This is a genomic window from Tepidiphilus margaritifer DSM 15129 (assembly GCF_000425565.1).
GTDB classification, from domain to species: Bacteria; Pseudomonadota; Gammaproteobacteria; order Burkholderiales; family Rhodocyclaceae; genus Tepidiphilus; species Tepidiphilus margaritifer.
Map to the genome: position 1 here is coordinate 1 of NZ_AUDR01000017.1, position 20887 is coordinate 20887.

The window sequence follows — 20887 nt, forward strand, 5'->3', positions numbered from 1 at the left end:
GTTGCTACACATGAGGCAAGGACTGTACCCGAAAAAAGGGGTGTGAGAGATACCCCCCTTGCTACACTTGCTACAGTTGCTACACATGAGGCAAGGACTGTACCCGAAAAAAGGGGTGTGAGAGATACCCCCCTTGCTACACTTGCTACAGTTGCTACACATGAGGAGGCGCAAAGCACGCAAGCGCGGGTGGTTGAACCGCCAAGCGTAGCAAGTGTAGCAACTGTAGCAGTAGCAAACCTTCCAACCACGAATTTGCAAGGAGGTGGAGAACGCGCCACCACTTGGCGCATTCGCTACATCGACGGCACCGAGCGCGTCATCGCCTTTTCCCCCGCCAAGACGCGCGAAGAGGTGCTGCACGCCGAGACGGGCGCGGTGGAGGCGGCGGCGTACGTGCCAGGGAAAACGCCACCGGAACGGCCGTTGCTCGAGGACGAGCGCACCCGCATTCGGCGCTGGCTCGAGCTGATCGGCGAGACCGACCCGGCGACCATCGCCAAGGTGCTGGCGGCGGCGGCCGAGGATTCGACGGCGCGGCATTACTACCTGGAGCGATTCCGCGATTGGGAAGAGCGCGCGGCCGTGGCCGAATTCGACGGCGGCTTGCCACGCCAAGAGGCCGAGCGGCAGGCGGCGGCGCAATCGTTCGAGGCCACCGAGGAATCACGCGCGGCACTACGAGCGGCGCGCCAGGCGTTTGGCGATCCCCTGCCAAGGCCTTGATCACTCCCTCCCGTGAAGTGCGCTTACGGCGGCGGTAAGCACGCTTCACGGCCACGCCAGGCGGCGGCAAAAGGTACTCCGACGGGTTCCATGGTTAGGGTGATGCCATCCGCGATGGTCGGCAGTTTTTCAATCCTGTGACTTGAATAAGCTAACGGCATGAATGCCTTTAGCGTAACGCTTTCGCCTGGTTAAGCGTAGCGCTTGCGGCGGGGCGGCAGGAAAGCTCGAGCACGGCCACGCGCACCCGGCGGCGCCACCCCGCGCACCTTGGAGGAATGCCACAACCCCACGCCAGAACGAAAACGGCTTGCGTAGCGGCTTTCTGTGCCGTTTTTCTGGCGCGGGGCAAGCTACCCTACTGGCACACCACGAAAAACGGCCTACAGCGGCGCTATGGCGGCGCTGCGGGGGGCCCTGGGGGATTGGCGGGGGTGCGGGTGCGCAAACCCGCGGAATCGCGCCAGGGCGCGCGGTTGGCGCATATGCAACTGTGCAAACTGGCGTCTTGGATTGCCGGACGCGCGGAGCAGCTAGCACGGCGCCAGGCGCTCGATAGGGCGGCGGGCTGCTGGTGCAGGCGCTGGACGCTTGAACCCCTACGGCGCCGACTGACTGCACCACAACCCCACGGCGGCGATGCGCTGGTGCTGGCGGCTGTGGCCACCACAGGAACGCTGACGGCGCCAAGTGGGGCAGGCATCGAGCGGCGGGGATAGCGGCAAGCGGTGCGGGCGACGAGATGGTTTGAGCCGTGGGCGACATAGGTGACAATAGCAATTGTCGGGCACCCGGTTCCAGAGCATCGGCGCGAGGGCATCAAAAGAAATAGCGGGTATCTGAGCGGGTATCGAGGCTGGCTTTCTGGAACAATGTCCATACAAAACAAAAGGATGGATGCGATATGTTGCTGTTGATCGACAATTACGACAGTTTCACGTGGAATCTGGCGCAGTACTTCGGCGAGCTCGGGGCTCGGGTGAAAGTGGTGCGCAACGACGAGGTGACAGCGGCGCAGATCGCGGCTTGGCGCCCGGAGTACCTGGTGATCTCGCCCGGGCCGTGTTCGCCGCGCGAGGCGGGGATCTCGGTGGAGGTGATCGAGCGCTTTGCCGGTGAAATTCCCATCTTTGGCGTGTGCCTGGGGCATCAGGCGATCGGGGCGGCGTTCGGTGGCAGGATCGTCCATGCCAAGCGCTTGATGCACGGCAAGACTTCGCCCGTGTTCCATCGCGGCGAGGGAGTGTTCGAGGGGCTGCCCAATCCGGTGGAATGCACGCGCTACCATTCGCTTGCGGTGGAGCGCGAGTCGCTGCCCGAGTGCCTGGAGGTGACGGCTTGGACCGAGGACGGCGAGATCATGGGCTTGCGTCATCGCACGCTGCCGGTGGAAGGGGTGCAGTTTCACCCGGAATCGATCCTGACGCGGCACGGGCACGAGATGCTGGCCAATTTCCTGCGCCAGCACGCACCGCAGCCGGCGTAAAGGTAAATTTTGCGAAAGGAGCGACAAGTGGGAACGAAGATCACGCCGCGGGAGGCGTTGCAGCGCACGATCGAGCTGCGCGAGATTTTCTACGACGAGATGCTGGATCTGATGCGCCAGATCATGGCGGGTGAAGTCTCGCCGGTGATGATGGCGGCGATCCTCACGGGGCTGCGCGTGAAGAAGGAGACGGTGGGCGAGATCACCGCCGCGGCGCAGGTGATGCGCGAGCTCGCGCTCAAGGTGGAAGTGCCGCCGCCGCACGATTATCTCCTGGACGTGGTCGGCACGGGGGGCGACTCCTCGCACACGTTCAACGTGTCGACCACGAGCGCGTTCGTGATCGCCGCCGCGGGGGGCAAGGTGGCCAAGCACGGCAACCGCTCGGTGTCGTCCAAGTCCGGCAGCGCCGACGTATTCGAGGCGCTGGGGGCGGTGATCGAGTTGCCGCCCGAGGCGGTGGCGCGCTGCATCACCGAGGTGGGGGTGGGATTCATGTTCGCGCCGGCGCACCACAGCGCGATGAAGAACGTGGCGGCGGTGCGTCGCGAGATGGGCGTGCGCACCATCTTCAACATCCTGGGGCCGCTCACCAACCCGGCCGGGGCGCCGAATTCACTGCTGGGCGTATTCCACCCCGATCTGGTGGGGATCCTGGTGCGCGTGATGCAACGGCTCGGTGCCAGGCACGTGCTGGTGGTGCACGGGCTCGACGGGCTCGACGAAGTGACGCTGGGCGCGGATACGCTCGTGGGCGAATTGAAAGATGGCGAGATCACCGAGTACCGTATCCATCCGGAGGATTTCGGCCTGCCGATGGCCTCGAGCCGCAATCTCATGGTAAAGGATGCGCAGGAATCGCGGGCGCGGCTGCTCGCAGTGCTGGAAGGCGAGCAGGGGCCGGCGCGCGACATCGTGCTCTTGAACGCCGGGGCGGCGCTCTATGCGGCCAACGTCGTTCCTTCGATTGCCGAGGGCATCGAGCGCGCCCGCGAGGCAATCGATTCGGGCGCGGCGCGGGCCAAGGTCGACGAGTTCGTTGCCGCCACGCGCCGGTTCGCGTCGGAGGCTGGGCGATGAGCGACGTATTGCAGCGCATCCTCGCGCGCAAGCGGGAAGAGGTGGCCGCGGCGCGCGCGACCCGGTCGCTCGCCGAGCTGGAGGCGGCGGCGCGGGCGCGGCTCGAACGCGATTCGCCGCGCGGTTTCGTCGCCGCCATCGAGCGCAAGCTCGCAGCCGGCGAGCCCGCGGTGATCGCCGAGATCAAGAAAGCGAGCCCCTCGAAAGGGGTGATCCGGCCCGAGTTCGACCCGGCCGCCATTGCCCGTGCTTATGAATCCGCCGGTGCGGCCTGCCTCTCCGTGCTCACCGACCGGGAGTTTTTTCAGGGGGCACCGGAATATCTCGCGGCGGCGAGGGCGGCCTGTACCTTGCCGGCGCTGCGCAAGGATTTTCTCGTCGACGCTTGGCAGGTGTGGGAAGCCTGTGCGATGGGAGCCGACGCGGTGCTCCTGATCGTGGCGGCGCTCGACGATGCGGCGCTGCGCGAGCTCGCGCTGCTCGCCCGGGAGCTGGGGCTGGACGTGCTGGTGGAAGTGCACGACGCGGACGAGCTCGAGCGCGCGCTCGCGCTACCCGTGCGGCTCGTGGGCATCAACAACCGGAATTTGCGCACCTTCGAGGTGTCGCTGGAGACCACCTGGGCGCTGTTGCCGCGCATTCCGCAGGACCGGATCGTGGTGACGGAATCGGGTATCGGTGCGCCCGCGGACGTGGCGGCCGTGCGCGCGCGCGGCGTGCAGACCTTTCTCGTGGGCGAGGCCTTCATGCGCGCGCCCGATCCCGGGGCCGCTTTGCGCGCGCTCTTTTTTGCCTGAGCGAGGGGGAGAAATCGGGTGCGGCGATGGGGATGGATGGTGGCAGCCTGTGTGCTGCTTGCCGGCTGCGGGCGGCAGGAGACACCAGCGCCGCAGCAGGAGCAGCCGGTGGTGGTGCGCACGGCGCCGGTGCGTGCGGCGGAGCCCGCGCCGCTGGTGCTCTCCGGCACGGTGCGGGCGCGCTACGAATCGCCGCTCGCCTTCCAGGTGGGCGGGCGCATCGTGGCGCGGTTGGTCGATGCGGGGGCGTCGGTCCAGTCGGGGCAGGTGCTGGCCCGGCTAGACCCCAAGGACGTGCTCGCCCAGCTCGAGGCGGCACAAGCGGCGGTGCGTGCGGCCGAGGCGCAGTGGCGTCTGGCGCAGAACGAGCTCGCGCGCACCGAGCGTCTGGCGGCGCAGCACTTCGTCGGTGAGCAGGCGCTCGATCGAGTGCGTACGCAGCTCGAGGCTGCGCGCTCACAGCTCGAAGCGGCGCAAGCCCAGGAACGGCAGGCGCGTAACGCTTTGGGTTATACCGAATTGCGCGCTCCTGCCGACGGCGTGCTGATGGAGTGGAGCGCCGAGCCGGGGCAGGTGGTAGCGGCGGGGCAGCCGGTAGCCACGCTCGCGCAAAAAGGAGAACGGGAGGTGGAGGTGGCTTTGCCGGAGCGATTCGGCCGGCAGCCACCTCCGCGCGGCGAGGCCGTTCTGCCCGAGGGTTCGGCGATACCGCTCGAACTGCGCGAGGTGAGCGGAGCAGCCGACCCGGTGTCGCGCACCTTCCGGGCGCGCTATCGCCTGCTCGCCTCCGAGCCGCCGCCGCTGGGCAGCGTGGTACAGGTGCGCCTGCCCCAGCCGCCGGTGGAGGGCTGGGAAGTGCCGGTGGGGGCGATCGACGAGCGTGGCGCTGGAGCGCGGGTGTGGCGGGTGCGCGAGGGACGCCTCGAGGCGGTGCCGGTGGAGGTGCTGGCGGTCGACAACGCCACGGCGCGCGTGCGCGGGCCGCTGCAGGCCGGCGATCATGTGGTGGCTTTCGGCACCCACGTGCTGCGCGAGGGAATGCGGGTCGAGGAGCGCGCGCCGTGAGTTTTCCCAATCTCTCGGCGCTTGCCGTGCGCGAGCGCGCCGTCACGCTCTTCTTTTTGATCCTCTCGGCGCTCGCGGGGCTGTATGCCTTCCTCGGCCTGGGGCGGGCGGAGGATCCGGCGTTTACCGTGCGCATCCTCATGGTGTCGGCGTTGTGGCCGGGAGCCACGGCGCAGCAGATGGAAGAGCAGGTGGCGAACCGCCTGGAGAAGCGGCTGCAGGAGCTGGAATATCTCTACCGCTTGACGACGACGGTGCAGCCGGGGCGGGTCGACATCCAGGTGGAGTTCGAGGAGTACGTGCCGCAGCGCGAGATCGGCCGGCTGTTCTACGAAGTGCGCAAGCGCATGTGGGACGAGGGGCCGACGCTGCCCAAAGGGGTGATCGGCCCCATCGTCAACGACGATTTCTCCGACGTCTATTTCAGCCTGATGGCGCTGACGGCGCCCGGCTTGCCGCCGTGGGACCTGGTGCGGGAGGCCGAGGCGTTGCGCGACCGGCTCGCCCGCGTGCCCGGCGTGCAGAAAGCGCTGCTCATCGGTGAGCGACCCGAGCAGATCTTCCTTGAACTCGACCTCGACCGCCTCATCCAGCTGGGATTGACGCCGCAGGCGGTGTTCGATGCGATCGACGCGAACAACGCGCTGGTGCCGGCGGGATTCATCGATACCGCGGGGCCACGGGTGTACGTGCGGCTCGCCCCCGCGGATCTGTCGCAAGTGGAGCGCATCGCGGCGGTTCCCTTGCGTGTGGGTGGACGCATCCTCACGGTGGGGGAGTTGGGTAAAGTCAGCTTGGGCGTGGAGGATCCGCCTTCGTTCCTGGTGCGGGCCCACGGCGAGGAAGCGATCCTTCTTGGCGTGGTGATGCAGCGCGGGGAAAACGGCCTCGAGCTGGGCAAGCGGCTCGCGCGCTTCGTGGCCGAAGAAAAGGCCCGCTTGCCGGCCGGCATGACGCTCTCCGTGCTCACCAACCAGGCCGAGGCGATCGCGCACGCCGTCGATCTCTTCCAGGTGAAGTTCCTCGTGGCGGTGGCGGTGGTGATGGGGGTGACTTTCCTCACCTTGGGCTGGCGCGCCGGGGTGGTGGTGGCCGTGGCCATTCCGGTGACGCTGGGGCTCACCTTTCTTGCGATGCGCTGGAGCGGGATCGACCTCGACCGCGTCTCGCTCGGCGCCCTGATCCTCGCCCTGGGCTTGCTGGTCGACGATGCCATCATCGCCATCGAGATGATGATCGTCAAGCTCGAAGAAGGCTGGGACCGGATCGCGGCGGCCGGCCATGCCTGGAACGTGACGGCCAAGCCCATGCTCTTCGGCACGCTGGTGACGGTGGCAGGATTCCTGCCCATCGGCTTTGCCCGCTCCGGCGTGGGGGAATACGCCGGGAACATCTTCTGGGTGCTCGGCTACGCCCTGGTGATTTCCTGGTTCGTGGCGGTGGTTTTCACGCCTTATCTGGGCGTGAAACTGCTGCCGTCCTACCGCAAGCGCGAGGCCGGGCATGGGGTGTACGATTCCCCGGCCTACCGCCGCTGGCGCGCGGTGATCGCCTGGTGCGTGGACCGGCGCAAGACGGTGGTGACGGCGACGCTCGGCTTGCTCGCACTGGGGGTGGCCGCCATGGTCGGGCCGGTGCAGAAGCAGTTCTTTCCCAGTTCGGATCGGCCGGAGGTGTTGGTGTCGATCTGGCTGCCGGCGGGCTCGGCCATCGAACGCACCGACGAGGTGGCACGGCGCATCGAGGCGATCCTCGCGCCCTTGCCAGAGGTGCGTTCGGTGTCGGCCTATGTCGGTCGCGGGGCGCCGCGCTTCTTCATCTCGGCCAACCCCGAGGAGCCCGATCCGGCTTTTGCCAAGATCGTGGTCGTGACCCAGGGGGTGGAAGCGCGCGAGAAAGTGATCGCGCTCTTGGAGCAGCACCGGCAGGCAGGGGAATTTGCCGAGGCGCGCATCCGCGTGCACCGCCTTCTCTATGGTCCGCCGGTGCCCTGGCCAGTGGCGTTTCGGGTGGTGGGGCCGGATCTCGAGGTGCTGCGCCGTCTGGGTGAGGAGGTGCGCGCGGTGATGGCAAGGAATCCTCACGTGCGCGACGCGCATCTGGAGTGGAACGAGCGCGCGCCGGCATTGGTGCTGGAGGCGCCGGCCGAGCGCCTGCGGGCCATGGGCTTGACGCCGCGGGAAGTGGCGCGGCAGCTGCAGTTCGCTTTGAACGGCATCCCGGTGACCGAGGTGCGGCGCGACATCCGCACCGTGACGCTGCTCGTGCGCGGCGAGGCGGCGGTGCGCGACCCGGCGCGGCTCGAAGGCCTCGAGCTGCGTACCCTCGACGGCGCCCGCGTGCCGCTGGGGCAGGTGGGGCGGCTCGAAGTGCGCCACGAGGAAGTGCGCTACAAGCGCATGGATCGGGAGCGTTTCGTCGCGGTGCAGGGCGAACTCGAAGGGGCGCAGGCGGTGGACGTGACCGAGGCGCTGTGGGAAGCGCTCGCGCCGCTGCGCGCGGCACTGCCGCCCGGATACCGTCTCGAGGTGGGGGGCACGGTGGAGCAGTCGCGCAAGGCCGATGCATCCATCCAGAAACTGCAGCCGGTGATGGTGGCGGTGATGCTCATCCTCATCATGCTGCAGATGCGCGAGTTTGCCGGCACCTTCATGACCGTGGCTACCGCCCCGCTGGGCGTGATCGGAGCGGCGACGGCGCTGCTCGTCTTCGGCAAACCTTTCGGTTTCGTCGCCCTACTCGGTCTCATCGGTCTGGCGGGGATCTTGATGCGCAACACGCTCATCCTCACCCAACAAGTGCGCGACAACCTCGAGGCGGGCATGACGGCGATCGAGGCGGTGGTGGAGGCGGCGGTGCGGCGCACGCGGCCGGTGCTGCTCACGGCCCTGGCGGCGGTACTCGCTTTCGTGCCGCTCGCGACCGACACATTCTGGGGGCCGCTCGCCTACGTCTTGATCGGCGGCGTGATGGCAGGCACGCTCATCACTTTGTGTTTCGTGCCGGCGCTCTATGCGCTGTGGTACCGTCTGCCGCAGCGCAAAATGGGCTAGAATCAAAAAATCGTTTCATTTTCCGGTCGTAGGGGGCATGAGTATGGATTTCGAGCGGGCGCGATTCAACATGGTGGAGCAACAGGTACGCACCTGGGAAGTGTTCGATCAGCGGGTGCTGGAGGCGCTGATGACGGTGCGGCGCGAGCAGTTCGTGCCGGAGCCCTACCGGACGTTGGCCTTTGCCGAGGTGGAAATCCCGCTGGGTTTCGGCGAGCGGATGCTGCGGCCGGTGATCGAAGGCAAGGTGCTGCAGGCGGTGCAGCTGCAGAAAAGCGAGGTCGCGCTCGAAATCGGTGCGGGTTCGGGCTATTTCGCGGCCTGCCTCGCCCATCTGGGGCAATGGGTGCACAGCGTCGAGATCGTGCCGGAACTCGCCACGCGCGCCCAGGCGAACCTCGAGGCCGAGGGCTTCGACAACGTCGAAGTGATCACCGGTGACGGCCTCAAGGCGCTGGCAGCGCCAGGCCCCTTCGATGTGATCGTGCTCTCGGGCGGAGTGCCACACGTGCCGCGTTTCCTGCTCGATGCCCTCAAGGCCGGCGGACGGCTCTTCGCTTTCGTCGGTGATGCGCATCTCATGCACGGCCGGCTCTACACCTGTTCCGAGCCGGGCAAGGTGCGCTACGAGGATCTGTTCGAGACGGTGGTGCCGATGCTGCGTGTGCCGCAACCGGTGGCACCGGCGCTGGTATGAGCAGGGTACAGAGGCGAAGACGCGGCGCCGTTCGCGGCCTGCTGCAGCGAGCGGGGCTGATGGCCGGCTTGGCGCTGTTCGGTGCCACTGCCGCGCAGGCGGCCGACCTGCTCGCACTCTACCGGCAGGCCCTGGTGCAGGATCCGAGCTACGCGGCGGCCCGTGCTTCGATGATGGCCGGCCAGGAGAAGACCGTGCAGGGACGGGCGCTGCTGCTGCCCAACGTGGCGCTCGATGCCAACGCCTTGCACAATCATTTGGACGCCAGTGCGATCGACATGGATTATGGTTCGCACCAATGGACGGTGCGACTCACCCAGCCGCTCTTTCGTCTGCAGAACTGGGAGGCGGCCAAGCAGGGCGAGCTGCAGACGGCCTTCAGCGACCTGCAATGGGCTCAGGCGCAGCAAGACGTGGCGGTGCGCCTCGCTCAGGCCTATTTCGACGTGGTCGCGGCGCAAGAGGCGGTGGATGCGGCCGACGAGCTGCGCCGCGCAGCCGGCGAGCAACTGCAATATGCCAAAAAGAGTTTCGAAGTCGGCACCGTTACCATCGTCGATGTCGACGAGGCTCAATCGCGTTTCGACCTGGCCGATGCCCAGCTGATCGCGGCCCAGAACCAGCTCGATGTGGCGCAGCAAGCCTTGGCCGCCATCGTCGTCGATCTGCCGGCGAAGTATGCCCGCTTGCGGCCGGACGCCAAACTGCGCGGCCCCGACCCGGCCCAAATGGAACCCTGGGTGCAGGCAGCGGAGAAGGACAACTTCCAGGTGCAACAGGCAATGGTCAACCGCGAGATCGCCCAGCGCGAAGTCCAGCGGCGCCGTGCCGGCCATCTGCCCAGCGTGGACGTGGTGGCGCAATACGGCAAATCGAAGGATCTGTCGCGTTTCCCGCCGCTACACACCGAGACGGTAGAGTCCTCGCAAATCGGCGTGCAGCTGACGGTACCGCTCTACGCCGGCGGCGCGATCCAGTCGCAGGTGCGCGAAGGAGCGGCTCTACTCACCAAGGCGGAGCAGGACGAGGAATACGCCAAGCGGCAGGCGGTGTTGAGCGCCCGACAAGCCTATCTCGGACTGACGAGTGGGCTGGCACAGGTGAGGGCGTTGGAGGCGGCGCTGCAATCGTCCCTGTCGAACCTTGCCTCCACCAAACTGGGCTATGAAGTGGGGGTACGTATCAACGTGGATGTGTTGAATGCCATGGCGCAGGTGGCCGATGCCCGCACCCGGCTTTCGCGGGCACGCTACGACACGCTGCTGTGGCAGATTCGTCTCAAAGCGGCGGTGGGACGACTTTCGGAAGAGGACCTGGCCGCAGTCAATGCGCTTCTGGTCGAGGAGTGACCGGACCGTCGATGCTGTTGCGCCGCTCGGGGCCGGATTCACGCTCGAGCCAAGGCGTGAGCAGCGCGAGCGTGCGTGCTGTGGCACCACGATGCGCAGCGAGGAAAATGGCGCCGTTGGCGATCACCGCGGCGCGCTCGTCGGGCTGTTCGATCCACAGCTGCGCGAGTTCGATCGCTTCCTGGGGGCTACGTACCTGGGCGATGGCCTGAGCCGCCACCCCCTGGGCGACCACGTCGGCGAAATTCTCCGTGTGGGGGCCGACGATGGGCGGAGTGCCGGCGGCGAGCGCCTCCAGCGGATTCTGCCCACCGTAGCGTTCCCAGCTGCCGCCAATGATGGCCACGTCGGCAAGCGCGTAATAGGCATAGAGTTCGCCCATGCTGTCGCCGAGCCAGACGTCGTCTTCGGGATGGGGCAAGGAGGCGCTGCGGCGGCGATAGCGTAAACCATGGCGCTCGATGAGGCGGGCGACTTCGTCGAACCGCTCGGGGTGGCGCGGCACGATCACCAGGAGCGGCGGCTCATGGAAAAGGAAATCTTCCCGTTCGGCCCATTCCTGCCGTAACCCTTCCCAGGCACGCAGGAACCGGGCTTCTTCGCCTTCACGGCTACTGGCGAGCACGACGACGGGGCGGGGGCCGATGGCCTCGCGCCACGTCTGCGCCAGCGCGATCGCCGACGGCTCGGGGCTCCAGTCGAATTTGAGATTGCCGGTGACGGCGATGCGGGAGAGTCCGAGCGCGCGCAAACGTTGCGCATCGGCCGCGCTCTGCGCACCGACTTGGACGAAGGCGTCCCACTCGAGCGGCAATAACCAGCGGAAACGGCGATAGCGGCGAAAGGAACGCTCCGACAGCCGGGCGTTGGCGAGCACGAGCGGCACGCCCTGCCGCTTGGCCTGCCGCAGCCAATTGGGCCAGATCTCGGTCTCCATCACGATCCCCAGCCTCGGGCGCGCGCCTTCGAGGAAACGGCGTACCCAACGGCTATGATCATAAGGGGCATAGGCTTGCACGATGGCGGGATCGTGGGCCCAGAGCCGATGGCCGGTCTCCAGACCGGTAGGGGTCATGTGCGTGACGAGCAAGCGCAGCCGTGGGTAGCGGCGGCGCAGCGCCCGCACCAGGGGATGAGCCGCACGCGTCTCGCCTACCGAGACGGCGTGGATCCAGAGGGTATCGCGGCCGTCGTCGGGTAAGGCGACATGCCCCAGGCGTTCGCGCCAGCGGCGCGACACGTCTGGTCGGTCGCGATGCCGCAGCCAATGCCGCAGCCGCAGCCACGGCCAGGCGAGCCGCCAGAGGGCATCGTAGATGTGATAACGTAGGGACACGGGCGACGTCGCAAAAAAGTGGGCAATGGTGTTAGTTTAGCAAGTCCGGCGGCGATGCGCCCAAGTCGCGGAAAAGAAAGGGGGATGGCGCAGGATGGCGACTTATGCGATCGGCGACGTGCAGGGGTGCTACGCGGCACTGCAGCGTCTGCTCGAAGTGATCGGCTTTGTACCGCCGCACGACCGGCTGTGGCTGGTGGGCGATCTGGTCAATCGCGGACCGCAGTCGCTGGAAGTGCTGCGCTTCGTGCGCTCGCTGCCGCCGGATTCGGTCGAATTGGTGCTCGGCAACCACGATCTGTATCTCTTGATGCGGGCGGCTGGTTACCCCAAACGCGCGCGCGATGACACCCTGGATGCGGTGCTCGCGGCGCCGGATCGCGACGAACTGCTCGACTGGCTGCGGAGGCGGTCGCTGCTGGTGGTGGACGAAGCGCTCGGCTACGCGATGGCGCACGCCGGCGTGAGCCCTGTCTGGTCGCTGGCACGGGCGGCGGCGTGCGCGCGCGAAGTGGAGGAGGCATTACGGGGCGATGTCGGATGGTTGCTGCGGCTCAAGGGAGACCGGCCGACGCGTTGGCGTGATGATCTGGAGGGGCTGGATCGCCTGCGCTATATCGTCAACGCCTTTACGCGTATGCGCTTCGTGTCGCTGCGCCATGGGGCCCTGGAGCTGGAGGCGAAAGGGCCGCCGGAGCGGGCGCCCAAAGGCACGGTGCCGTGGTTTCGCTGGCCGCAGCGGGTGCCGCTGGGCGTGCAGGTGGTGTTCGGTCATTGGTCGGCACTGGGGTTTTACGCCGGCGATGGGGTGCTCGGCATCGATACGGGTTGCGTCTATGGAGGGCTGCTCACGGCGGTGCGGCTGGAGGATGGGGCGGTCTTTACGGTGAAGGGCCCCTGAGGTCTTCCGTCACGCGCTCGCGCACCCAGGCTTCGAGGGTGTGGGCGAGCACCTTGCGATCGGCGCCGCGGGTGAAGAAGGGCGGCGAGACGTCGAGCCGCACACGCAGCCGCGGTTCGCGCACGATGCGCCACAGCGATTGCATGAGCGTCATCCGGCCGTAGAAGGCTGCGGCGGTGGTGCGCCGACCGTTGGCATCGTAGTAGCGGATCGCCACGGCTTGGACCGGGGCGCCGGCGTCGATCGCCGGTTGCAGCAGTGCGGCATGGAAGGGGTGCAGCGACAGGCCATCGGTGGTGGTCCCCTCCGGGAAGATGGCTACGTTCTGCCCTTGCCGCAGATGCGCTACGAGCGCACGGGCGAGCGCGGCGGCGTGTCCACGGCTGCCGCGTCGCAGGAAAATGGTTCCGTTGCGTGCTGCGAGCCAGCCGATGAAGGGCCAGCGGCGCACTTCCGCCTTGGCGATGAAGGCGGCGTCGACCTGCGAGAGGACGACGAAGACGTCTATCCAGGAGACGTGGTTGAGGGCGAGCAAGGCGCCGGTGGCGAACTCGCCATTCTGCTCAACCTCGATGCCGCACAGGGCGACGAGGCGCTGCGACCAGCGCCGCCGCAATCGGGCGCGGCGGGCGGCATCGGCGAAGGGAAAGCACAAGGCGATGGTGGCGAGTCCAAGGGCGAGATGCAGGGCTAGGCGGGCGAGACGCAGCGCGCGGATCGGTCGGGAAACGGGACGAGGCATGGGGGTCGCCGGTTCGTGGGAGTGATCGGCGCATGGTAGCGGAAAACGGGCATCGCGAATGGTCGATGGTGCGACTATATGGCAACGTCGTTCAGGGTGTGCATCGGCTTTGCCCGGTGAGGGCTCACGAGGGTTTTGGTGGTGCCCTGATGGTGGGCCGCCTGCAACCATGTCGCTGCCGTATAATCGCCTCCTTCCGGCGACGAGGATGAAGGGAGCGGCGATGGCACGTATCGTGGTGTGCGGGTCGATGGCTTACGACACGATCATGGTGTTCGAGGATCGTTTCCGCGAGCACATCCTGCCGGACAAGATCCATATGTTGAACGTGGCCTTCACCGTGCCGCAGCTGCGGCGCGAATTCGGCGGCTGCGCCGGCAACATCGCCTATGGTTTGAAACAGCTGGGTTCCGAGCCGGTGATCGTGGCTACCATGGGGGAGGACGCGCAGCCGTATTTCAACCGGCTCGAGGCGATGGGGATCTCGCGTGAGGGGATCGCCGTACTGCCGGGGGAATACACGGCGCAAGCCTTCATCACCACCGACCTCGATGACAACCAGATCACCGCCTTTCATCCGGGGGCGATGGCTTCGTCGCATCGCAATCCGGTGGCGGGGAAAATGGGCGGGCAGTGGGCCATCGTCGCGCCCGATGGATTGCAGGGGATGCTCACGCATTGTGCGGCGCTCGCCGAGGCCGGAGTCCCCTTCGCCTTCGATCCGGGGCAGGCCTTACCGCTCTTTTCGGGCAAGCAGTTGTTGCAATGCCTGGAACCGGCGCAGGTCTGCGCCGTCAATGATTATGAGGCGCAGCTCATGGAGACGCGGACGGGTTTGTCGCTGGTGGCCTTGGCCTCGCGGGTGAAAGCCTTTGTCGTGACGCGAGGCGCGCAGGGCGCCTGGGTCTTCGTCGAGGGAGAGCGCTTCGAGGTGCCGCCGGTGCGCCCCGACGCGGTGGTCGATCCGACCGGCTGCGGCGACGCCTTCCGCGCGGGACTCCTCCATGCGGTGGCTTCGGGCAGTGATTGGATCCGGGCGGTGCGCTTGGGGGCCGTGCTCGGGGCGATCAAGGTCGCCTCGCGCGGGGCGCAGAATTACACGCTTCGCCGCGAAGAGCTGGTGCGACGTTATCAGGAAACGTATCAGGAGGATTGGCCATGGGAATGAAAAATGGATTTCTCGTGTTCGCCGGGCCGCTGTGTTTGGCGGCCATGTTGGCGGTGAGCGGCTGCGCCTCGGATCTCGGTGGCGGAACTTACAGCCGGGCGGAGGCACGCCGGATGATGACCGTGCAGTACGGCGTGGTCGAGGCAGTCCGTCCCGTGCAGTTGGAGGGGACGAAGTCGCCCTTGGGGGCTGGGGCCGGAGCCGTCGTTGGCGGCGTGGCCGGTAGCGGCGTCGGGGGTGGTCGCGGAGAGATCGTGGGGGCGACGGTGGGGGCGGTGGCCGGTGGCCTTGCGGGGGCCGCGCTGGAAGAGGCGGTGACACGCAAACCGGGGGTCGAGGTGACGGTACGCCTCGAAAATGGCCGCGTGATCGCGGTGGTGCAGGAAGATCAGGGTGAAGGATTTCGTGTCGGCGAGCGGGTGCGGGTGGTCAACGACGGGGGGACGACTCGGGTGGCTCGTTGAGTGTCACCGGGTAGACCGGTTTGAGTTCGTAGCCGACGATGCCGGCTTCGAAGGTTTCCAGGGCGAGGGTGCGCTCTACCCGCTCTCCGGGCGGGAAGTAGGGGCCCGTCGCACCCCATTCCTTAGGGGTAAGCTGACGGCGTAGGAGCGCCCGACCGATGGCATCGCTCAGAGTGAGTTCCATGGTGGGCCAAGGCAGGGGGTAGGTAGCGCGGTTGCGCAGCGCGAACGTGAGCGTCCAGCGCCCCGGTGCGGGCTCGCGGATGAGCTCGGAATGCTCCAGCACGAGTTGCTGCAGGTTGACGGGCGGGGAGACGGTGCAGCCCAATTCTTGGCAGGCTCGTTCCCAGTAGGAGAATGTCTGCGGAAAGAGCTGAATCCATTCCTGGCGCCAGAGATAGGCGACTTGCGCGAGCGCCGCAAGGAGCAGGAGCAATGCGGCAAGCAGCGCGAGCGTTGAAGGACGTTGGGATCGTTGTTCGAAAGGGAAAGTCGTGGGCACGAGCGGCGGTTCGCTCAACAGCGGCTCGTCCGAAAAATTTGGCACCTGTCCCTCGCCCAGGGGGTGACGTGATTCGTTTGCAGATGCCGCGGATTCGGGCGCTCGCTCGGTTGGCGGGGAGCCGATGGCAGGAGAGGCTTCCCATGCAGGGCTAAAAACGGTCGGCTGGTCGAGTTCGGGCAGCGTCGCCGCGTTGGTTTCGGGCGCGGGCGGCGCGGGGGTGTGCAGCAGGCGATCGAAGTCGAGCCGTTGGGCGGGTTCGGCTGCGGCATCGAGGGCATGGCGGGCGGTGTCGAACGGCTCGAAACAGTGGCCGCAGCGCGCCCATCCGTGGGAGCGTTCGAGCTTGGCCGGATCGACGCGGAAAACGGTCTGGCAATGAGGGCAGCGGACACGGCGCAGGGCGTTCATGCGGAGCGAATTCCTTCGAGGCGGATCCAGCCTTCGTCTTCGGCGCCCAAGGTGAGCGCGATCCACGGGGCGTAGGCGGCCACGACTTCCTCCGCTTGTTCGGCGAGGATGCCGGAAAGGGCGAGTTCCCCGCCGGGGCGCACGGCCTGGGCGATGATCGGCGCAAGCACGCACAGCGGTTTGGTGAGGATATTGGCCACGACCCGATCGAAAGTGCCGGGCGGCAGCTCCCGCGCGTGGTGCAGCTCCAGCGCGACGCCGTTGCGTTCGGCATTATAGCGGGCGGCCTCGAGCGCCTTGTCGTCGATGTCGACGCCAACCACCCGCGCCGCGCCCAGTTTGGCCGCGGCGATGGCGAGGATGCCGGAGCCGCAGCCGTAGTCGAGTACCGTGTCGCCCGGGCGCACGTGGTCGAGCAACCAGCGCAGACACAGGCGGGTGGTCGGGTGGGAGCCGGTGCCGAAGGCGAGCCCGGGATCGAGGGTGAGGGTGATCGCGCTAGGATCGGGCGGTTCGTGCCACGAGGGAACGATCCACAGTCGGCCGTCGATGGAAATGGGTTCGAACTGGCTCTGGGTGAGCCGCACCCAGTCGGCGTCGGCGAGCGGCTCCACTCGGAGTTCTGGCAGTTCTGTCATGCCGATGCTGTGCGCGGCGGCCGCGAGGCTCGCGCGCCAGTCGGCTTCGGCTTCGAAGAGCGCGAGTACCACCGAGCGATCCCACAGGCGTTCGGGGTGTAGCCCTGGTTCGCCGAACTGTGGCCGCTCGGCCGGCGTGCCGGCGTCCGCATCTTCGATCCCGACCGAAAGGGCCCCGCGCGTGAGCAAGGCTTCCGAGAGCCGCTCGGCGAGCTCGGCCGGGGCGATGAGGCGGACGTTGAGCCAGCGCGGCCGTTCTGCGGGATTCATCGGCTGCGCTCCGCCGCGGTGCGCCGTGCTTCGAGCCATTGTTCGAGGTAGTGGATCGAGACGCCTCCCTCGCGAAAGGGGCCGTCGTTCATCAGCTCGAAGTGCAGCGGGGCATTGGTGTGGATGCCGTCGATGACGAGCTCCTGCAAGGCGCCGCGCATTTTGGCGATGGCACGCTCGCGCGTATCGGCGTGCGCGATCAGCTTGCCGATGAGCGAATCGTAGTGCGGCGGTACGCGATAGCCGGTGTAAATGTGCGAATCGACCCGCACGCCCGGGCCGCCAGGCGGGTGCCAGTGGGTGATGAGCCCGGGGCTGGGGGTGAATTTGTAGGGGTCTTCGGCGTTGATGCGGCATTCGATGGCGTGACCCTGCAGGGTGATGTCTTTCTGGCGGAACCAGAGCTTTTCGCCGGCGGCCACCCGGATCTGCGCTTGCACCAGGTCGATGCCCGTGATCATCTCGGTGACGGGATGTTCGACCTGGATACGGGTGTTCATCTCGATGAAGTAGAACTCGCCGTTCTCGTAAAGGAATTCGAAGGTGCCGGCACCGCGGTAGCCGATGCGCCGGCAGGCATCGACGCAGCGCTCGCCGAGTGCGGCGATCTTCTTGCGGTCGATTCCCGGTGCCGGAGCCTCTTCCAGGATTTTCTGGTGGCGGCGCTGCATGGAGCAGTCGCGCTCGCCCAGCCACACGGCGTGGCCATGCTCGTCGGCGAGTACCTGGATCTCGATGTGGCGCGGGCGTTCGAGGTATTTCTCGAGATAGACGGTGGGATTGCCGAAGGCGGCCTGCGCCTCGGCTTTCGTCATGGCCACGGCGTTCAGAAGCGCCGCCTCGGTGTGCACCACGCGCATGCCGCGTCCGCCGCCGCCGCCAGCCGCCTTGATGATGACGGGGTAGCCGATGCGTCGCGCGAGCGCAAGGATGGTATCGGGATCCTCGGGGAGCGCTCCCTCGGAGCCGGGCACGCAGGGCACGCCGGCTTCTTTCATTGCCGCCTTGGCGCTCACCTTGTCACCCATGAGGCGGATGGTCTCTGGCCGTGGGCCGATGAAGACGAATCCTGAGGCTTCGACCCGCTGGGCGAAGTCGGCGTTCTCCGAGAGAAAACCGTAGCCGGGATGGATCGCCTCGGCGTCGGTGACCTCGGCCGCGGCGATGATGGCCGGGATGTTGAGATAGCTTTGGCTCGAGGGGGCCGGGCCGATACAGACGGATTCGTCGGCGAGCAGTACGTTCTTCGCCTCGCGATCGGCCTCGGAATGCACGGCCACGGTGCGGATCCCCAGCTCGCGGCAGGCGCGCAAAATGCGCAGCGCGATCTCGCCACGGTTGGCGATCAGCACTTTCTTGAAAGGGGGGGCTTGCATCGGGACGAGTTCCTTCAGGAGATCACGAAGAGCGGCTGACCATATTCGACCGGCTCACCGTTCTCCACCAGAATGGCGGTGACGGTCCCGGCCACGTCGGATTCGATCTCGTTCATGAGCTTCATCGCTTCGATGATGCACAGCCGGTCGCCCGGTTTGACCTTGCTGCCCACTTCGACGAAGGGCGGCGCGGTGGGCGAGGGGGCGCGGTAGAAAGTGCCGACCATGGGGGATTTGACGATGTGTCCGGCCGGCAGCGCCGCCTCGGCGGCTGCGGTGGGCTCGGTGGCGGCGGCGACGGCCTGCGGGGCCACCGGCACGGGAGAGGCGACGACGGTAGGGCCGGCAGGCGCGGGCATGGTGACGTTGGTGGGTGGGTGTTTGGCGATGCGAACCTTTTCTTCGCCTTCGGTGATTTCGAGTTCGGCGATGCCCGATTCTTGTACGAGGTCGATGAGTTTCTTGATTTTGCGCAGGTCCATGGGGGTTTCCGCGTCGAAAGGGAAGGAATTCAGGAGGAAGTGCCCAAAACACGCAGGGCATACTCGAGCGCCGCTTCATAACCATGGGCGCCCAGGCCGCAGATGACGCCGACGGCCCGATCGGAAAGGTAAGAATGGCGCCGGAAGGGCTCCCGGGCGTGGATGTTGGAGAGGTGCACTTCGATGAAGGGAATGCTCACGGCGGCGAACGCATCGCGCAGCGCCACACTGGTGTGCGTGTAGGCGCCGGGATTGATGAGGATGAAGTCTACGCCTTCTTCCATCGCCGCCTGGATGCGGTCGACGAGCTCGCCTTCGTGGTTGCTCTGAAAGGATTCGAGGCGGGCGCCGGCGGCTTGCGCCCGCGCTTCGAGCCGGGCGTGAATGTCGGAGAGGGTGGTGTGCCCGTAGATTTCGGGTTCGCGCACGCCGAGCAGGTTGAGATTGGGGCCGTGAAGGACGAGAATGCGCGGCACCGGTACTTCATCGGTGCCGGAGGACGGATCTTGCATCGTGCCCGCTCCGGGTTTCGTGGTCGAAACCCGAAGTTTGCCGCAAATCGCCGACAAAATCTACCGGCGGGCACGCGCAGGAGGCCGGTCAGCGCGGCACGACCGTATTGCCGATGACGCGAACCTTCTGGCCGGACCGGACCGTGGGGGTTTGGTCGGTACGTACGGAACGGTAGGTTCCATCGTCCATGCGCACGACGATCTCGTATTCTTCGTCCGATTGCAGGCGGCGTTGGATCTCGCGACCGGCGAGCGCACCACCCACCACGCCGACGACGGTCGCTGCCGTCTTGCCTTTGCCCGAACCGATTTGATGCCCGACGAGGCCGCCGGCCACACCGCCCGCCACCGCTCCGAGTACGCCCGGGGAGTCGCGTTTGACGACGTGAATCGAATCGACGACGCCGCAGTCGGGGCACGAGGCCGTTCCCTGGGCATGGGCGAGGCTCACGCCGAAGCACAAGAAGAACGACAGAAAAAGGTGTCGCAACGAAAGGGGCATGGCTGTCTCCTAGAGTGGGAAATCTCATTTCATCATAGCATGTGCCAGAGGAGGCGTTCCCCGAATGGTGCAAGGAGATGTTGCCGGAATCAGGGGGGTGTAGTCCCGGTAGCGAGGGCAGCCTTGATCCAGCCGTCGAGTTTTTCCTTGGTCACGGGGCCGACGTGGGCGGCGACCTGTTCATCCTCGGGGTCGATCACGAGGGTGAAAGGCAGGACACGGCGGCGGTTGCCCAGGGGGACGGTGAGATCGAGGAGCGAGGGTGGAGCGAGGAGGACGGGATAGGGCAAGGGGGTGTGTTCGAGATAGCGGCGCACGGCCTCTTTGTCGTCGAGCGCGAGGCCGAGGAATTGTACCTCCTCTTCCTTCCATGCGCGGCTAGCGGCGGCGAGCAGCGGCAGCTCGGCGCGGCAGGGAGGACACCACGTGGCCCAGAAATTGATCACCCGCACGCGCTCGCGCCAGTCTTCGGCGATGCGCCTGGGGGTGCCGTCGGGCTCTTGCAGCTTGGTGTAGACGAGGCGGGAGAGCGCTGCGTGCGCCGCCGGGTCGACCCGGGGCCGGGCGAGCCACAAGAGCGCGCCGCCCAGACCCAAGGCAGCGAGTGCGGCGAGCAGCCGCCGGCGTCGTCGGGAGGGAGGAGGCGTCTCCTCCCGATCGCTGGGTGCCATCGTCATGGGGTGGCCGGAGACAGGGAAGTGGGCGGTTCGAGCAAGGCGAGGACGGCCGGCAGCCGCGCCCGGTGTTCGCTGCGTTTGAGGTTGCGCTCGCTCGCCAGAGGCCAGATGCGCAGGCTCACCGGCACGCCGTGCCAGTCGAACTCGAAGATCGTCTCGGGTTCTTTGGCGCCACCGGCGCGCGGGGTATGGACGTCAAAACGCAGCCAGGGGTGGTTGAGCAGGAAGATCTCGACCTCCTTGGCGCTCTCGGCGTAGAGGTCGAGGTCGACGACCGACAGCGGCCCGGCGGTGCCCTCGAGCACGTGGCCCACGAGGTAGGTGCTCCAGGGTTCGAGCCAGCGCATCACTTCGGCCGCAGCGCGGCGCATGCGCTCGAGCCGTTCGGCGTCGTCCTCGTCCTGGTATTCGGCGGCGCGGCGCGCGAGCGCCTCCTCGATCGCCTCGTTGGTCGGCAGCATGGTACGCGGCGACAACCCGAGCTGCTTGACGGCCTTGCGCTTGGCGAGCGCATAGTCGCGGATGCCTTCATCGTAGATGAGCCGCGCGGCGAGCTCGGCGATCTCTTCGCGGGCGTCGAGCGATTCGAAGGTACGATTGGTGGGCATCGGGTGTTCCACGGGTTGTGCGGGATCGGAGGGCATTTTACCATC

21 protein-coding genes are annotated in these 20887 nt (G+C 66.9%); 11 read left to right on the forward strand and 10 right to left on the reverse strand.

The window, feature by feature from the left end; genetic code table 11:
- Window positions 1-255: 255 nt before the first annotated feature.
- From H607_RS0106555 to H607_RS0106590, 8 genes are all read left to right on the forward strand, one after another.
- The gene (locus H607_RS0106555; protein ID WP_028874768.1) at window positions 256-726 is read left to right on the forward strand and encodes a hypothetical protein; all 471 of its coding nucleotides are present in this window, start codon (window positions 256-258) and stop codon (window positions 724-726) included.
- Window positions 727-1630: 904 nt separating this feature from the next.
- Entirely contained in the window at window positions 1631-2212 is a 582-nt protein-coding gene (locus H607_RS0106560) for an anthranilate synthase component II (RefSeq protein ID WP_028874769.1), read from the forward strand.
- A gap of 27 nt (window positions 2213-2239) precedes the next feature.
- Window positions 2240-3292, forward strand: a complete 1053-nt coding sequence (gene trpD / locus H607_RS0106565; RefSeq protein ID WP_037989891.1) for an anthranilate phosphoribosyltransferase — start codon at window positions 2240-2242, stop codon at window positions 3290-3292.
- Window positions 3289-4089, forward strand: a complete 801-nt coding sequence (gene trpC / locus H607_RS0106570; protein WP_028874771.1) for an indole-3-glycerol phosphate synthase TrpC — start codon at window positions 3289-3291, stop codon at window positions 4087-4089. Before trpD ends, trpC begins: the two co-directional genes overlap by 4 nt.
- 36 nt (window positions 4090-4125) lie before the next feature.
- Entirely contained in the window at window positions 4126-5154 is a 1029-nt protein-coding gene (locus tag H607_RS0106575; protein WP_028874772.1) for an efflux RND transporter periplasmic adaptor subunit, read from the forward strand.
- Complete coding sequence (locus H607_RS0106580) at window positions 5151-8207, forward strand: efflux RND transporter permease subunit (protein WP_028874773.1); 3057 nt, start codon at window positions 5151-5153, stop codon at window positions 8205-8207. The genes H607_RS0106575 and H607_RS0106580 overlap by 4 nt, the downstream gene beginning before the upstream one ends.
- A gap of 43 nt (window positions 8208-8250) precedes the next feature.
- Complete coding sequence (locus tag H607_RS0106585) at window positions 8251-8904, forward strand: methyltransferase domain-containing protein (RefSeq protein WP_028874774.1); 654 nt, start codon at window positions 8251-8253, stop codon at window positions 8902-8904.
- Window positions 8901-10253 (forward strand): TolC family outer membrane protein, encoded by a 1353-nt coding sequence (locus tag H607_RS0106590; protein WP_211218498.1) that lies wholly within the window; start codon window positions 8901-8903, stop codon window positions 10251-10253. The genes H607_RS0106585 and H607_RS0106590 overlap by 4 nt, the downstream gene beginning before the upstream one ends.
- Here H607_RS0106590 and H607_RS12035 read toward each other — a convergent pair.
- On the reverse strand, window positions 10228-11589 hold the full coding sequence (locus tag H607_RS12035) for a 3-deoxy-D-manno-octulosonic acid transferase (RefSeq protein ID WP_051240729.1): 1362 nt from the start codon (window positions 11587-11589) through the stop codon (window positions 10228-10230). The two genes, H607_RS0106590 and H607_RS12035, sit on opposite strands and share 26 nt — an antisense overlap.
- A gap of 94 nt (window positions 11590-11683) precedes the next feature.
- On the opposite strand from H607_RS12035, the gene H607_RS0106600 reads away from it, so the two are divergent.
- Window positions 11684-12490, forward strand: coding sequence for a symmetrical bis(5'-nucleosyl)-tetraphosphatase (locus tag H607_RS0106600; protein WP_028874776.1), 807 nt, complete (start codon window positions 11684-11686; stop codon window positions 12488-12490).
- Here the strand turns inward: H607_RS0106600 and H607_RS12040 are convergent.
- Window positions 12471-13232: a lysophospholipid acyltransferase family protein gene (locus H607_RS12040; RefSeq protein WP_051240730.1), complete on the reverse strand. Its 762-nt coding sequence runs from the start codon at window positions 13230-13232 to the stop codon at window positions 12471-12473. The genes H607_RS0106600 and H607_RS12040 overlap by 20 nt on opposite strands.
- A gap of 223 nt (window positions 13233-13455) precedes the next feature.
- Here H607_RS12040 and H607_RS0106610 point away from each other — a divergent pair, with 223 nt between their 5' ends.
- Both H607_RS0106610 and H607_RS0106615 read left to right on the forward strand, forming a co-directional pair.
- Window positions 13456-14400, forward strand: a complete 945-nt coding sequence (locus H607_RS0106610) for a carbohydrate kinase family protein (protein ID WP_037989895.1) — start codon at window positions 13456-13458, stop codon at window positions 14398-14400.
- On the forward strand, window positions 14397-14864 hold the full coding sequence (locus tag H607_RS0106615) for a membrane protein (protein WP_028874778.1): 468 nt from the start codon (window positions 14397-14399) through the stop codon (window positions 14862-14864). Before H607_RS0106610 ends, H607_RS0106615 begins: the two co-directional genes overlap by 4 nt.
- Here the strand turns inward: H607_RS0106615 and H607_RS0106620 are convergent.
- The 8 genes from H607_RS0106620 to H607_RS0106655 all read right to left on the reverse strand — a co-directional run bounded on the left by H607_RS0106620 (window position 14830) and on the right by H607_RS0106655 (window position 20842).
- Entirely contained in the window at window positions 14830-15777 is a 948-nt protein-coding gene (locus H607_RS0106620) for a DUF3426 domain-containing protein (protein WP_028874779.1), read from the reverse strand. The genes H607_RS0106615 and H607_RS0106620 overlap by 35 nt on opposite strands.
- Entirely contained in the window at window positions 15774-16685 is a 912-nt protein-coding gene (prmA, locus tag H607_RS0106625) for a 50S ribosomal protein L11 methyltransferase (protein WP_028874780.1), read from the reverse strand. Before prmA ends, H607_RS0106620 begins: the two co-directional genes overlap by 4 nt.
- Window positions 16682-18061, reverse strand: a complete 1380-nt coding sequence (accC, locus tag H607_RS13525; protein WP_037989897.1) for an acetyl-CoA carboxylase biotin carboxylase subunit — start codon at window positions 18059-18061, stop codon at window positions 16682-16684. The genes prmA and accC overlap by 4 nt, the downstream gene beginning before the upstream one ends.
- Window positions 18062-18075: 14 nt before the next feature.
- Window positions 18076-18543 (reverse strand): acetyl-CoA carboxylase biotin carboxyl carrier protein, encoded by a 468-nt coding sequence (gene accB / locus H607_RS0106635; protein ID WP_028874782.1) that lies wholly within the window; start codon window positions 18541-18543, stop codon window positions 18076-18078.
- Window positions 18544-18572: 29 nt separating this feature from the next.
- The gene (gene aroQ, locus H607_RS12045; RefSeq protein ID WP_037989899.1) at window positions 18573-19055 is read right to left on the reverse strand and encodes a type II 3-dehydroquinate dehydratase; all 483 of its coding nucleotides are present in this window, start codon (window positions 19053-19055) and stop codon (window positions 18573-18575) included.
- An 88-nt stretch (window positions 19056-19143) separates the two neighbouring features.
- Complete coding sequence (locus tag H607_RS12050) at window positions 19144-19557, reverse strand: outer membrane lipoprotein (RefSeq protein WP_051240731.1); 414 nt, start codon at window positions 19555-19557, stop codon at window positions 19144-19146.
- Window positions 19558-19646: 89 nt separating this feature from the next.
- Entirely contained in the window at window positions 19647-20234 is a 588-nt protein-coding gene (locus H607_RS12055; RefSeq protein ID WP_051240732.1) for a TlpA family protein disulfide reductase, read from the reverse strand.
- Window positions 20231-20842, reverse strand: coding sequence for a hypothetical protein (locus tag H607_RS0106655; RefSeq protein WP_028874783.1), 612 nt, complete (start codon window positions 20840-20842; stop codon window positions 20231-20233). Before H607_RS0106655 ends, H607_RS12055 begins: the two co-directional genes overlap by 4 nt.
- Between the last annotated feature and the right edge of the window lie 45 nt (window positions 20843-20887).

Bases quoted from the DNA above. Each gene is read 5' to 3' on its own strand.
- H607_RS0106610 (WP_037989895.1), top strand. From the start codon at position 13,456: ATGGCACGTATCGTGGTGTGCGGGTCGATGGCTTACGACACGATCATG.
- H607_RS0106620 (WP_028874779.1), bottom strand. From the start codon at position 15,777: ATGAACGCCCTGCGCCGTGTCCGCTGCCCTCATTGCCAGACCGTTTTC.
- H607_RS0106615 (WP_028874778.1), top strand. From the start codon at position 14,397: ATGAAAAATGGATTTCTCGTGTTCGCCGGGCCGCTGTGTTTGGCGGCC.
- H607_RS0106655 (WP_028874783.1), bottom strand. From the start codon at position 20,842: ATGCCCACCAATCGTACCTTCGAATCGCTCGACGCCCGCGAAGAGATC.
- H607_RS0106560 (WP_028874769.1), top strand. From the start codon at position 1,631: ATGTTGCTGTTGATCGACAATTACGACAGTTTCACGTGGAATCTGGCG.
- trpC (WP_028874771.1), top strand. From the start codon at position 3,289: ATGAGCGACGTATTGCAGCGCATCCTCGCGCGCAAGCGGGAAGAGGTG.
- H607_RS12055 (WP_051240732.1), bottom strand. From the start codon at position 20,234: ATGACGATGGCACCCAGCGATCGGGAGGAGACGCCTCCTCCCTCCCGA.
- accC (WP_037989897.1), bottom strand. From the start codon at position 18,061: ATGCAAGCCCCCCCTTTCAAGAAAGTGCTGATCGCCAACCGTGGCGAG.
- aroQ (WP_037989899.1), bottom strand. From the start codon at position 19,055: ATGCAAGATCCGTCCTCCGGCACCGATGAAGTACCGGTGCCGCGCATT.
- accB (WP_028874782.1), bottom strand. From the start codon at position 18,543: ATGGACCTGCGCAAAATCAAGAAACTCATCGACCTCGTACAAGAATCG.
- H607_RS0106600 (WP_028874776.1), top strand. From the start codon at position 11,684: ATGGCGACTTATGCGATCGGCGACGTGCAGGGGTGCTACGCGGCACTG.
- H607_RS12040 (WP_051240730.1), bottom strand. From the start codon at position 13,232: ATGCCTCGTCCCGTTTCCCGACCGATCCGCGCGCTGCGTCTCGCCCGC.
- H607_RS0106575 (WP_028874772.1), top strand. From the start codon at position 4,126: ATGGTGGCAGCCTGTGTGCTGCTTGCCGGCTGCGGGCGGCAGGAGACA.
- H607_RS0106585 (WP_028874774.1), top strand. From the start codon at position 8,251: ATGGATTTCGAGCGGGCGCGATTCAACATGGTGGAGCAACAGGTACGC.
- prmA (WP_028874780.1), bottom strand. From the start codon at position 16,685: ATGAATCCCGCAGAACGGCCGCGCTGGCTCAACGTCCGCCTCATCGCC.
- H607_RS12050 (WP_051240731.1), bottom strand. From the start codon at position 19,557: ATGCCCCTTTCGTTGCGACACCTTTTTCTGTCGTTCTTCTTGTGCTTC.
- H607_RS0106590 (WP_211218498.1), top strand. From the start codon at position 8,901: ATGAGCAGGGTACAGAGGCGAAGACGCGGCGCCGTTCGCGGCCTGCTG.